This window comes from Proteus terrae (genome assembly GCF_003144325.1).
GTDB classification, from domain to species: Bacteria; Pseudomonadota; Gammaproteobacteria; order Enterobacterales; family Enterobacteriaceae; genus Proteus; species Proteus terrae.
Genome location: NZ_PENS01000015.1, coordinates 83,163 through 97,425, shown reverse-complemented (window position 1 = coordinate 97,425; position 14,263 = coordinate 83,163). Strand labels below are relative to the sequence as shown.

9 protein-coding genes are annotated in these 14,263 nt (G+C 38.4%); 2 read left to right on the top strand and 7 right to left on the bottom strand.

Translation table 11 applies throughout. The features are described from left to right. Positions 1-310: 310 nt before the first annotated feature. Both DK857_RS15430 and DK857_RS15425 read left to right on the top strand, forming a co-directional pair. Positions 311-1,408 carry a porin gene (locus tag DK857_RS15430; RefSeq protein WP_109402631.1) on the top strand — a complete coding sequence of 366 codons (1,098 nt, stop codon included), beginning with the start codon at positions 311-313 and terminating at the stop codon, positions 1,406-1,408. 430 nt (positions 1,409-1,838) lie between these two features. Continuing rightward, a complete protein-coding gene (locus DK857_RS15425) occupies positions 1,839-3,029 on the top strand; it encodes an amino acid aminotransferase (protein WP_075673126.1) in 1,191 nt (396 codons plus the stop codon). A gap of 154 nt (positions 3,030-3,183) precedes the next feature. Here DK857_RS15425 and DK857_RS15420 read toward each other — a convergent pair whose 3' ends face one another. The 7 genes from DK857_RS15420 to mukF form a co-directional block, all read right to left on the bottom strand. Then, positions 3,184-3,834: an MBL fold metallo-hydrolase gene (locus DK857_RS15420; RefSeq protein WP_109402630.1), complete on the bottom strand. Its 651-nt coding sequence runs from the start codon at positions 3,832-3,834 to the stop codon at positions 3,184-3,186. Between the two features lie 37 nt (positions 3,835-3,871). Beyond that, entirely contained in the window at positions 3,872-4,420 is a 549-nt protein-coding gene (locus DK857_RS15415; protein ID WP_099659762.1) for a YcbK family protein, read from the bottom strand. 329 nt (positions 4,421-4,749) lie between these two features. Beyond that, positions 4,750-6,477 carry a L,D-transpeptidase gene (gene ldtD / locus DK857_RS15410; RefSeq protein WP_109402629.1) on the bottom strand — a complete coding sequence of 576 codons (1,728 nt, stop codon included), beginning with the start codon at positions 6,475-6,477 and terminating at the stop codon, positions 4,750-4,752. 352 nt (positions 6,478-6,829) lie between these two features. Next, on the bottom strand, positions 6,830-7,543 hold the full coding sequence (gene aphA / locus DK857_RS15405; protein ID WP_023581332.1) for an acid phosphatase AphA: 714 nt from the start codon (positions 7,541-7,543) through the stop codon (positions 6,830-6,832). A gap of 225 nt (positions 7,544-7,768) precedes the next feature. After that, positions 7,769-12,229, bottom strand: coding sequence for a chromosome partition protein MukB (gene mukB, locus DK857_RS15400; RefSeq protein WP_109393561.1), 4,461 nt, complete (start codon positions 12,227-12,229; stop codon positions 7,769-7,771). Continuing rightward, positions 12,226-12,957: a chromosome partition protein MukE gene (mukE, locus tag DK857_RS15395; protein WP_023581330.1), complete on the bottom strand. Its 732-nt coding sequence runs from the start codon at positions 12,955-12,957 to the stop codon at positions 12,226-12,228. Before mukE ends, mukB begins: the two co-directional genes overlap by 4 nt. Then, positions 12,938-14,260 (bottom strand): chromosome partition protein MukF, encoded by a 1,323-nt coding sequence (gene mukF, locus DK857_RS15390; RefSeq protein ID WP_109402628.1) that lies wholly within the window; start codon positions 14,258-14,260, stop codon positions 12,938-12,940. Before mukF ends, mukE begins: the two co-directional genes overlap by 20 nt. Between the last annotated feature and the right edge of the window lie 3 nt (positions 14,261-14,263).

Here is a 14,263-nt window from a genome sequence, read left to right as displayed (position 1 = left end):
TTTGCATTGCTGTTTTATTGTACTAGTTTTACTTAAGTGAAGAAGCCAACCTCAAGGTTGGCTTTTTTTATGCATGGCTGTTATTTGATTCAAAAGTTCCCCAAAATACACACTTTGAAATACATAGTTACAATTTGTTACACTTTTTTCGTTTTTGTAGCAAATTGGGGGTAGATAAAATTTTTTACCAATGGAACACTGTCACCCGACACAGACGACACTTAACTCTCATAAATAGTTCCATAAAAATTAAGAAACTATTTCTGGCAGTGGCAAAGGTGTCTGAATAACACCAATGAGGGTAATAATAATGATGAAGCGCAATCTTCTTGCAGTGGTAATCCCAGCTTTAATGTTTGCTGGTGCAGCAAACGCAGCTGAAATGTACAACAAAGACGGCAACAAAGTAGACATCTACGGTAAAGTTGACGTTCGTCATTACTTCGCTGATAAAGACTCAGGTGAAGACGGTGACGGTTCTCGTGCACGTATCGGCTTCAAAGGCGAAACTCAAATCAATAAAGATTTAGTTGGTTTTGGTCGTTTTGAATACGAAATTCGTACTAGCAATGCTGAAGGTGATACTGATTCACGTGCTCGTTTTGCTTACGCAGGTTTTAAATTTGCTGACTACGGTTCTATGGACTATGGTCGTAACTACGGTGTAATTTACGACACCAACGCATGGACAGACGTTCTACCTTTATTTGGTGGCGACTCCATGGCACAAACTGACGTTTACATGACTAGCCGTACTACTGGTGTTTTAACTTACCGTAACACTGATATGTTCGGTTATGTTGATGGTCTGAACTTTGCTCTGCAATACCAAGGCAAAAACAACGAAAATACTATCAACAAGCGTGATGGTAAAAAAGCTAATGGTGACGGCTTCGGTTTCTCTACAGCTTATAACTTAGGCTGGGGCGTAACTCTGGGTGGTGGTTATTCAAACTCTGCTCGTACTTCTTGGCAGCAAGATAACAGCACTGCTAAAGGTTCTCGTGCAGAAGCATGGAACGTTGGTGCTAAATTCGCAGCTAACAATGTTTACTTAGCGGCTATGTACGGTGAAACTCGTAACATGACTAGCTTCAATAAAGGCATTGCTAACAAAACTCAAAACATTGAGTTAACTGCGCAGTATGACTTTGCTGATTTAGGTCTGAAACCATCTTTAGGTTATGTTCAATCTAAAGGTAAAAGTCTGAACCAAACAACAAACACTGGTATTGCTTATGTTGGTGATGAAGATTTAGTTAAATATATCTCTGTAGGTTCTTTCTACAAATTTAACAAAAATATGACTGCAGTTGTTGATTACAAAATCAACCTGCTGAAATCTGATAACAAACTGGGCATCAACGACGACAACGTAGTTGGTTTAGGTCTGACTTATCAGTTCTAATTACTGCTTAGGTAATTAAACAGTCAAGTTAATTGATTTGAAAAGCAACACTTCGGTGTTGCTTTTTTATTCTCAATCTCTTGTTATTTAGTTCGCTTTTTTCTTCTTATTCTCAATGTTTTCTTTCTCTTTATTTTTGCATTTGCAGTAGATCTGTTTATTTATTCACTGAAAAACATTGTAACTTCTTTATTTTTAACAACTTCAAAAAGTTTATCATACTAAACAATTATTATTTTTTAGTGATTATTTTTACATGTTAATGTAATCACAGGATATTCACTTATTTACATCTTGATTTGCTATTTATTCTCACTTAGTTCACAACTTCTTGTTAATTTCTCTACAAACAGTTGGCAAAAAGGCCTCATAGCGTTACTCTTGATACTCATATTTCGGCTTCGTTTTGAGCTTAGGGAACAATTACACTATGTTTGAGAAAATCATTGCTGCACCAGCCGATCCTATTCTGGGTTTAGCTGATAGTTTCCGTTCTGATCCTCGTGAAAACAAAATTAACTTAGGGATTGGTGTTTACAAGGATGAGACAGGTAAAACGCCTGTTTTAACCACAGTTAAGAAAGCAGAAAAATACCTGTTAGAAAACGAAACCACCAAAAATTACCTTCCTATTAGCGGTATCCCTGAATTTGGCAATGTGACCCAAGCACTTTTGTTTGGTGAACAACATCCTATTATCTCTGAAAAACGCGCACGCACAGCTCAAGCCCCAGGTGGTACAGGTGCTTTACGTATTGCTGCTGATTTTATTGCTCAACAAACCACTGCAAAACGTGTTTGGATAAGTAATCCAACTTGGCCTAACCATAATAATATTTTCCAAACTGCGGGTCTTGAGATCTGCAATTATGATTATTACGATGCAGAAAATCATGGGTTAGATTTTGAAGGCATGTTAGCAAGCCTTGCTAAAGCTCAAGCAGGTGATGTTGTTCTGTTCCACGGTTGCTGTCATAACCCAAGCGGTATTGATCCAACTGAAGAACAATGGCGCCAATTAGCTGAACTATCAGCAGAAAAAGGCTGGTTACCTGTTTTTGACTTTGCATATCAAGGTTTTGCTCGTGGTCTAGAAGAAGATGCACAAGGCTTACGCCTCTTTGCAGAAAAAAATCCTGAGCTTATTGTTGCAAGTTCATATTCTAAAAACTTCGGTCTTTACAATGAGCGTGTAGGTGCATGTACCATTGTCACCAAAGACAGTGACACTGCTGAAAAAGCCTTTAGCCAAGCAAAAGCAATTATTCGTGCAAACTACTCAAATCCACCAGCACACGGTGCTTCTGTAGTAACAACTATTCTTTCTAACCCAGAGTTAAAAGAAGAATGGGTTGAAGAGCTAACAACCATGCGTGAACGTATTCAGCGTATGCGTCAACTGTTAGTAACCACGCTACAAGAAAAAGGTGCTAAGCAAGACTTTAGCTTTATTATCGACCAAAATGGTATGTTCTCATTTAGTGGTTTAAATAAAGAGCAAGTTGAGCGTTTACGTGCTGAATACGGTATTTATATCGTGGGATCTGGTCGTATTAACGTTGCTGGTTTAACTCTTGAGAATATGGTTCCACTATGTGAAGCCATTGTTGCAGTACTCTAATTACCTTCTAAAGTGTAATTAAGATAAATGCCACGTTATTAACAACGTGGCATTTTTATTTAAAGTAAGAGAAATACAAATTATATTTTTTACTGATAAAAAAGCTCTTTATAATAAAGAGCTTTCATATTTATTCACTTATATCAGCGCACTATTACCAGATTGGAATTTCATCTTGTAAAAACGGATTGTATTGGCGCTCATGCCCTAAATTAGACATAGGGCCATGTCCCGGAATAAACAGATAATCATCGCCTAAAGGTAAGACTTTATTTTTGATTGAAGCAATAAGATCAGCATGGTTTCCACGTGGGAAATCGGTACGACCAATACTTTCTTTGAATAGCACATCTCCCATAGAGATAATCTTATTCTGATGATTTACAAAAATAATATGTCCCGGTGTATGCCCTGGGCAATGTAAAACAGATAACGAAATTGTTTTACCGATTGTTACGGTATCACCCTCATTTAACCAACTATCTGGTGTAAATGATTTTCCACAAGGAAAATTAAACATACGACACTGCTGTTCTAATTCCTCTAATAAGAAATTATCATCTTTATGAGGACCATAAACAGGAACATTGAAGTGCTCGACAATTTGAGAGGTGCCTGCAATATGATCAAAGTGTCCGTGTGTTAATAATACTTTGGTTAATGTTAATTGGCGTGCCTCGATTTCCGCAATTAGCGTTTCGACATCTCCACCGGGATCAACAATTGCCGCTTCCTTCGTTTCATCGCACCAAATAAGGGTGCAATTTTGCATATAATTTGTCACAGGTACAATGTGATACATCATGAATCACTCCACTCTCTATTAACTAATTCTCAATAGATTACCATGAGCGAACAGGTCCTGTATCAATATGCACAAAATTACTTCTTGGATAATAGCCTACACCACCCGCTTTCATTCTTAATGCGACTTGACGAACTTTAGAAAGATCTGTGCCCACTAAACGAAAATCCATTGCTTGTCCACGTGTATGATAACTTTTCTTTGCTACACCACTACTGTTTTGGCGCAAATTATTATTAGTGACTAATGAACGATAACCAGAAATAAGTTCAACAGGCTTATTGTTATTAAGCATGACTTGCAGTAAATAGATTTGGTCAAACAATGCGGGATCGATGGTTTTGATTTTGTTTTGACGATAATCTCTAAAAAGGTGATTTAATTTAGCAAGCTCATGTTTATTATAGCGTTTTCCATCAAAAAACTCGGCTTTAATAGTTTCACCGGTATTTAAATTATTAAAGCGAAGAATTTTTGGACGAGGTGTTGCTAATGAAGCAAATGCATGAGAAGGCAATAACCCTAACCCCACAGCGGCCATACCAAGCCCCAGCCACTTACGGCGATGCGAATCAATAATATCCATAGTATATGCACTCAACAAATTATTTCAGGAGGAAGAACCTTTATTATGACAATATTTTTCTCGAATTGTTTCTTATCGTTTGTATAGTATTGTAAATAACACTTCATTTCAATTTAACGCCATTAGTAATTTTATAAATTTAGTTATTTATACTAATCTCTATTTTTATCATTCTATTTTTAATAGAAATTTTAAAAATATTTTATAATTTATTATATTTCTAGTTATCTTATTGAAGACCATAAAAAAACATTTTTATCTTATTGATTTATATAAAAATAAAGGACAGCTGAATTAGCTATCCTTTATTCAATTTATATTTATTTATATTAAAAGTATTTCTTAATATTCTCTAAATAAGGTTGTGCATTAGTAATGACTTTGTCATAACCATAAATATCTGCACGATATTGAGGTGCATTTTCCTGAGCCACCCATGCTGTTTGATAATATAAATAAACCGGAATACGTTCAGGAATTGGCGCATATTGTGTTGAACCACGTTTTAATGCTGCATCAATTCTATCTTGTTTCCATCCTGCATCACCCAATAAAATTGAAGCAAGTTCAGACGCTTTATTAACACGAATACAGCCTGAACTTATTGCTCTCATATTTTTTGAGAACAGTGAATGGTTTGGTGTGTCATGCAGATATATCGCATCTGAATTTGGCATATTAAATTTATAACGCCCTAATGAGTTTGTTGGCCCCGGAGCCTGCCAAATTCGGTAAGGGAAGTTATTTGCGCTCATATTTTGCCAATCAATGTCATAAGGGTTAATAGGATAAGCATCATTCCCCCACCCTGAATAAATAGTATATCCCTTACGACTAAAGTAACTAGGATCTGCTTTACCTCTAGGTACAATATCTTTACGAGTCATACTTGTTGGCACATTCCAAGGTGGATTAACCACAACATTATTTAGTGCGCTACTCATAATCGGTGTTTTTCTATCAGGACGACCTACAATGACTTTTGAATCAAGAATAAGCTCGTTATTGGCATAAAAATAGAGTGAGAAATCAGGAATGTTAACCCAAATTCCTGTATCTCCAATGGCAGGTGTCAGGCGAAGACGTTGAATATTTAATGCCATAATACTCGCACGTTGTGCCGGTGTCATATTTAACCACACTCGCGTTTGTCGCCCAATAATCCCATCTGGCTCTAACCCATGCGCAGTTTGAAATAATTTAACAGCCGCAACTAAAGGCGCATCATAAACAGTTGTTGCTATTTCCTGCTCATTAGCTTCTAGTTCAGGAATTAATTTTAAATTACGTAAAATCTGTCTCAGAGGTATAACTTCTTGTGATGATTGATTTGGCTTTAATGATGTTGTTCCTTGCATTTCTGGCCAAACAACTGAGCTATGTAACTGCTTACGCACTTCTTCTTTCATTAAGTTGTAATAAGGATGAGATGGTGCATAAGAAATAACAAAACTACCTAAGGTGTTATTTTGGATATTTTGCTGTAATTCCACGACTGATTTATCAGTGGGTGATGGCAATGTTTGCATCACATTACGATACAGTAAAGATATGCCTGATTTATTCACTTGCTCAACAAAACTGATATAGCCTAAAAAAGCATCTGATAAAATAAGATCACGTGCTTCTTTTGTTAATTCAGGCGTTCCTAATTGTGTTAACCATTGCCCAAATTGGGGCTGAATACCTGAAATAGCGACTTCAGCAATTTGTTGCTGTAATTGCTGTACTATTTTTTCATCTTGCCAGATTAATGCTAAGTTATTCGCTTGGTAAACTTTCACTAGCTGGGCTAAATATAACGGTTCATATCCTGTTGGGATCCACGATTGCAATTTTGTTCTTGCTTCTAACTCGGTCACTTGTGGAATATTCATTGCTACAATTGCAGGTGCTGGCATAGCTTCATTAGCTACAGGAACTAATGTCGCGTTTTCTGTTTCGGGTGCAGATAAAGTCACTGACTCTGTTTCTGTGGCCATTACATAATGTCCAGAAAGGAGTGTACCTATAACAACTGAATATGCGATTGCTCTTTTAATTGGTTGATACGCCATAAATCCTCTACCCTCATTCCTTATTATTATTTTGGTATCCTAGAATATTAGATGAGCTTGGAGAAGAGTTTTATAGGAATAAACTAATATTTTTAAAGTTTTGTAAACCCCTGATAGAAATTTGATTTTATTTAATCAAAAAAAGACCATTTAGTCATTTTTATATTCAAAATATATAATTTAATTAAAGACACAATAACAGAACAAAAAACAGACAAATTAAAAATAGACTATTAATGAATAATAAAGAATTGTGAATGGATAATAAGATTATTTAAATGGAAGGTATTTTAAAATAGAAAAAGGCGCAGTTTCCTACGCCTTACAAATAAAGGTAAACAAAGGGTAAAGATTAGTACTCTGAATTGATAACTACTTCTTCACCAAATTGACCTGCTTTTGGCAGTGGTTGGTAAGAAGAGTTAGCTGCACGCAGAATACGAATACCACGGATGTTCAGCTCATCTGCTGCTGCGATATCTGCATCAGCATCACCGTAGTAAATTTTCAGTTTATGATCACGCATCCAGCTTACTTTGTTATTTGCGCCAGGTTGATCACCAGCAAAAATAACAGGCTGCATTTTATCAGCAGGAATGTTTAAGCCTTCTTGTACATACTTGGTCACAGTCTCAGTTTTAGTCTGAGTACGACCAGTAATGAAATAAACAGTATCACCACGTTTTAAGTGCATTTGAACAAGATCGATACCGACTTGTTTAGGCATACTGAATTTATCCCACTCGTTATTCATTTTTTCCCAGAATTCTGGGTTTTTCAGGTAGCTGAAATCGTTTGGAGAGTATTCCAGTTTACCACGGTAGAAACCTGGGCTTGAGAACAGAACAGTGTCATCAATATCAAAACCAACTGCCATCGGTGCTTGACCTGCAAGGCTTTTTTCAATATCAGCAACAGAAACCCAATGAATTGGTTGTTGTTGTGCAAGTTGTGCAACGGTAACACCTGGGCTAACAACTTCTGGCATATGAACTTTTGCCATTGCTGCGCCATTTAAGCTTAACGCTAAAGCAATTGCACTAAAAGCTAACGTGACTTTACGCATTCTCTTTCCTTTAAATTTTTATATTAATCACATACGGGAGCAATCATAAACATCATGATTACATTTAAATGAGATATGGCGCACGTTATTCCATTTAAAATTTCATTTTTTTGTTAATTTACTTTCATTTTTTGATCTATGTAACACTTTAAAAAAGAAGGCGCTATAAGCATGAGCCCGTAGCGCCTTTATTCTTGCCCTCTTGAGGCTAATAATGGAATAAAATTATTGTGTTATTTCAGCAACATTTGATGATGCAATTTTATCTTTTTCAGCCTGTTGACCAAAACCTTTTAACCCAACAACGTGTACATGTTCAGTACCATTGAACACTTTTCGTACTAATTTATAGGTTGTTCCTTTTTCTGGGCTGATATTTTCTGGTGCCGCAATAATTAATTGCATATCAAGGCGATCACAAAGTTCAAATAACGTCGCGATAGATTTCGCATCTAAACGTGCCGCTTCATCGAGGAAGAGCAAACGACAAGGAGAGATATCTTTTCCTCTTAAGCGTCGTGATTCTTCTTCCCAGCTCTGTACAACCATCACCAGAATTGACATCCCTGTACCAATTGCTTCACCAGTTGATAAAGCGCCACTTTCTGCTTTTAACCAACCTTCTGGTCCACGATTAACCTCAACATCCATTTCAAGGTAATTACGGTAATCTAACAGCTCTTCACCCACAGTTTGTGGCATACGTTGACCAATATCTACTTGAGGGTTTAAACGCTGATAAAGTTTCGCCATTGCTTCAGAGAAAGTCAGATTTTGGTTTTTAAATAGATCTTGATACTGGTTCTCTTCTTCAGATAACACATCCAATAATACTTGATGACTTTCACGGATATTGACGTTGAGTCGGACACCACGCACCTGACCAAATGAAACCGCTTGCAAACCTTGGTTTAGCATACGAATACGGTTTTGCTCACGCTGAATAGTTTTACGAATAATATTCGCGACGCTTCGTGAGCTAATCGCTAATTTTTGCTCACGGCTAGTTAACTCTTCAGTTAAGCGAGCAAGCTCAATTTCCATCTGTTCAATTGCATCAACTGGATCATCCGTTTTAATGATGTCTTGGCGAATACGTTCTCTTAAATGCTGATATACCGCAATAAAGAACTGAACTTTACGATCGGGATATTTTGCATCTTCTGAGCGACGTAGTGCATCACGTAAATATTCATTATCAGCAACCGCTTGGCGTAATGCACCTAACGCTTTATCCGACATTGAACGTAATTCATCAGCAGAAAGATAAGCAAAGTCTCGACGATGTAAACGACGCTCCATTCCATTTTCTTTTACTAATCGCATAACCGCGCACCAACCCGCTTTTGCACTCACAACATGCTCACGAATTTGAATGTAGTCACGTTCAAGTTTACGGATTTTCTTGGTTAGATTATCTCGCTCAGCTTCACTTAGTGCGATATCTCGCTCAAGTTGGCTAATACGCGTGCGGTTTGCACTTACCGCAGAATAGCGTTGATCACGCAGCTCTTTGGCTCTGGCTTCTGCACCAATATCAATATGGATCCCTGTATCACGCATCTCTTGCTCAAGCTCTCTAAGTAATTCAGATTTAGTATCAAAGGAGCTTTTTAATGATGCGAGTACTTGATTAAATTGAGCACATTGTGCTTGTTGCTGACGATAAAGTTCTCTTGCTGTAGCGCGTTCTGTTTCAGCCATTTCTAAGCGGTGACGTAGCTTCTCGTTAAGATCACTATTTTCACTGACAATCTCAACGGCATCGCTATAACTAAAGTGAGGACGACGCTGTACCACTTCCACCAGCAAGAAAGCTTGTTGCTGATAACGTTGCTGTTCTGCTTTTGCTTGTTCGTAATCTTGAGCTAATTGTTCATGCGCTTGTGGATCACTTTGTAAGATTGAAGCGATAGGCTCTAACGTTGCTAATGCTTTTTCATGACGCTGCAAGTGACGCATTGACTCTTCAGCGGTATACAGCTCTTCACGTAACTCTTCAACACGATCAATCAGTGTTTCATCCATCAAGATATTAACTTGAGGAATAAGCTTATTAAGAAGATTTAGAGATTCTTTAGCACGCGCATAATTTTGACGCTGTTGCTGAGTACTCTCTTCGTATTGTGTTAGCGCTCTTTCTAGCTCGTTACGTCTTTGGTTGAGTTGACGAATATCCTCTTCAGGGTCCGCCTCAAATGCCACAGAAATATGTTGTCCCACAAACTGACTAAAAGCATGGTGAGCACGTTGGATCTTCTGTACATCAAAAGCTTGTGTCGCGTAAAGTTCAGAAAGCTCATCGCGCTGGCGAGATAAAATTTCTAACTGATTTTCACGCGCAGCTCGACCAAACAGCGGGATTTCAGGATAGCGAGAATAACGCCATTGTCTATCAGAACTTTTAATAAGAACGGCTTTATCCATCTCTTGCGCATTAAATACACTGTCATCGAAAGATTGTGGATCACCTTCGATAAAATAGAGATCTTCTGGGCAATCATCTAACGTTTCTAATTGTGCCTGAACTTGAGATAGATCTTGTACAACAATCGCATGGCGTGCTGGCCCATATAATGCAGAGAAATAAGGCGCATCGTCTAACGTAATATCATCATAAATTTCTGATAATAAAACACCATTAAAGCGTTCAGCTAACGTAATTAATCGCCCATCTTCAGCGCCACTTGGCTGACTTAAACGTTCAATTTGCGCTTCAATTTGTTGTTTACGGGTTGCTGTTTCATCACGTAATACCGTTGCTTCGCGCTCTTTTTCAAGTAACTGTTGCATATATTCTGTTACTTGATGACCCGTTTCAAAAGATTGACGAGTCTGCTCACATAATTGTGTTAACGCATCTTGTGCCGCAAGCCATGCAGGTGCTCGTTTTTTCAGCTTTTCAATTTGTTGTTTAAGTTGATCTAACTCTTGGCGCATTTGCATGCGCTGTTCGCCTGATTCATTAACGTAATCACTAAGCTCTTCAATTTTTGCTTCTAATTCATCTTGAAGAATTAACAGATCATCAGGCTCCATCGATTTACCATGATGTTTGTTAAACTCTTCAAGTTGGCGTTCTGCATTGTTTCGCTGATGTAAACGCTGTTCTAATTCAGCTAATTGCATACGAATAGGATGAACCCTATCCGCTTGATGTCGATGAGAAGACCACTCACGTAATGCCGTTTTTGCAGCATCCCATGCATTTTGGCGTTCAACTTCACCAACAATTGAACTTACCAGTTTATAGGCTTGATCGAATTGTGTTTTCGCTGCTTCAGAAACATTGAGTTTCTGCTCCATAGAAAGCAATGAATTCGTAATGGTTTGAATTTTTGCTTGGATCCGTTCAGCCCATTGCTCTGCATTAGTTTCATCTAAATCCGTAATATCACATTGTGCTTTAGCACGCTCTAAAGCCTGCACAGCTTGGCGATATTGAATAGCGCGTGTTTGTTGTACGTCTAATGCTTGCTGATAGTCTGCTAACTGATTTTTCAGTTCATCGACTTCTTCTTCTGCCGATTCTACGCGTGCTTCAAGTTCTTCTTTCTTAGATGTAGCTTCTTCAACCACTTCGCTTTGTTCTTCTAAGCGGAAAGTTATCTCTTCAACATCAGCAACATAGCGGTCAATTTTCTCTTGTTGGCGAACTGCATTTTGTACTAAATTTAATCGGTCACTTGCCGCTTGATAATCCGCTTCAAGATCAGAAGATAACGCTTGTTGCTCTTCTAACTCTTTACCCATTTCAACAAAACGATACGCTTCGCTATTAATGGATTTACGCTGGCTCCATAACTCACGGCGCACGGTTAAAGCTTCATCTAAATGAATTCGTCGTTCATTAGCATGACGCATATAGTCAGCAGCAACATAAGATGTCGCTTCTGTAATTAAGTGCTTAAATAAGTCTCGATCAGATTGAGTGACACGAATAGCTTCAAGCGTCATTCGGTTTTCACGCAATGCACCTTCCATATCTTGGAAAGCTTTTCTTACACCGCTATTTTCAGGTAGTAAATAATCACGTAAAGAGCGTGTAATCGCACTTGAAATACCGCCATACAATGAGGCTTCAATTAAACGATAAAATTTGGCGCGATCACTCGCTGAACGTAAACGTTTAGGAATAACCCCTAAATCAAACATCACAGCATGGAAATCAGTGATAGAGTTAAATTGTCTGAAAACAACCCCATCAATGGCTTCAACTTTTTCTTTTAATTCATTCAGCGGTAAAACACGGGCTTGGCGATCCGCAACAGCTTGAGTCAAAATTTCTGTTGGATTTTCTGCCATTGGCAGCCCTTGGATCATAAAGGGTTTGATATCAACTTTCTTATCACGCCCTGCAATTTGTTGTAAACGAACACCGACCACAGCACGTAAGTGACGCGAGTTAATCACATCCAATACGGCATAACACACACCAGGACGCAGTTTCCCGTATAACCCTTTATCACGTGATCCGCTTGTCGATCCTGCTTCTGTGGTATTACGGAAATGAAGTAAAGTAAGATCAGGGATCATGGCTGTGATAAATGCAGCCATCGTGGTTGATTTACCCGCACCATTACCACCTGATAACGTAGTCACCAACTCATCTAAATCAAAAGTACGAGCAAAAAACCCATTCCAGTTGATAAGTGTTAATGAGCGAAATTTTCCCCGTTCAATCATTTATTTTCTCCCTCCGCATCATCTTCACTGGATTGTAATTGCTCATCTTCATTTTCTTCATCATCGTTGAGAGTTTCTGAGCTATCTTCAAGCGCCATTGCTTCACCATCACGGATCATTCGCATTTGAGCTTCAAGTGGAGAATCGCCACTACGCACATCGGCACCAAAGCGGAAAACAGATTCGGTAATAGAAAAACGCTGCATATCATTTAATAAGAATGAGATCATACCTAAACGACGTAAACGATTTAGTGAGGTTCTCATTTTTTCTTGTAATTTTTGCAAATCAAGATCAGAACCTGTTGAGCGCTGATTCACTAAACGTAAAAGCTTGGTTTCATCTGCTAATGTTCTTAATTCATCGAACAGCTCTTGAACGGTGAATATTCCCTGATTCGCTAATCGTTCAGGGCTAAGATAGAGATAGCAAAGAATTTTCCCCACCAACATATCCATTTCAGAGAGAACAGAGCGTGGAATAAGTGTGGTTGAACGAGGTCGCAAATAGAAGAAACCTTCTGGTGCTCGAATTAATTCGACGTTATAACGCGCATAAAAGTCTGATAACTCATCTTGAAAATCCATCAAGAAAGCATGATTATCCAGAGAGTCTATACCGATATGTCGACCTGCACGTAACTGGCTATCCAGTTCAGGAAAAAGTGAGTTCGCTAATGCCTGCGCCAGTTTTGCTGGCATAAATTGTTCAGTATGTATCGATGACATGCGCTTGTACCTTAGCTCCATATTCGTTAATTTCTGACCATTTTGCAGGTAATCCTGCGAGCTCAGCTTTCGCCACACCTAATCGTACTGCTTGATCAATAACAATACGTGCAACATCGAAATGTTTCTGTTGCGGATAACGATTAAGGTATTCAACTAACACTGAACTGAGATCTAATGCTCGTTGTTCCAATTTGTAAGAAGCAAGCTCTTGCTCTACCCATTGCGCTATTTGTTCATTCACTTCACTGAACATTTGATATTCAAGCTCTTCAGGTAACTCACCCGTGACTTCTTCATCACGTAGAACCAGTTCTTCATCACGCATATCAAACAACCTATCCGCATTAGCGTAAGTTAATGCCCATGGGCTGTCGAAATAGTTTTGTACGGATTGACGTAAACGGCGAGAGAAAATACGGTTTTTATCCATATCAATCGCTGTACGAATAAATTTATGGACATGCCTATCGTATCCAATCCATAAATCAATAGATTGCTGACCCCAACTAATAATGCGGTCTAACTTACTTTGAAGTTCAAATACTAATGTATCAATTTGCTCAACATGACCAGAATTCATGTTTGCTTCTTGAATACGTAAGAGATTGGCTTGAAGTTTGTCACCAGCGGCTTCAAGTGTATCTTGTAGCTCTCTTAATGTACCCGAGGTTTCAGATAACAATTGTTCACAGCTTGAAATGGCTGCTTGCCAGTCTTGGTTTAATAGCGCAGCAATATCTTCTTTTACTGTATTTTGCTGCTCATCCATGATCCGCTGAGACAAATCAATGCTATCGAAAATTTCTGCCACTGAATATTTTAAAGGCGCAAAAACGTTACGATGCCAATGATATTCATCACCACCATCTTCAGCGGAACTGGCAGCTGAATCCAACTCACCCGCCACAATGGAAAGTTGCATAGATAAGCGCAATGATGAAAATTCACGTTGGCGAATATAGTAATCACTAATTCCAATACCCAACGGGGTTAAACGGTATATTGCATTACCTTCTACCAATTCACTGGTAAAACGGTTAAAAAGTCGCTGCTTTACCATGTCATTAATGGCATTATTTGCGCGAACTTGTATTGATTCTGCGGGTTGTTCGAAGCCTTTACATACTTCTCGAAAGGCATCAATTAACTCCCCTTCACTGATTTCGCCATCAAGGCGCTCGCTGTTTAATACAGCGACAGCCATCAAAAAAGCTAATCTTTCTGCTGGCAGTGAGATTGAGAAATCATTTTTTCTCGCCCAAGACACTAACTCAGGAACTGTCTGGGTAAAATCACTCATAGT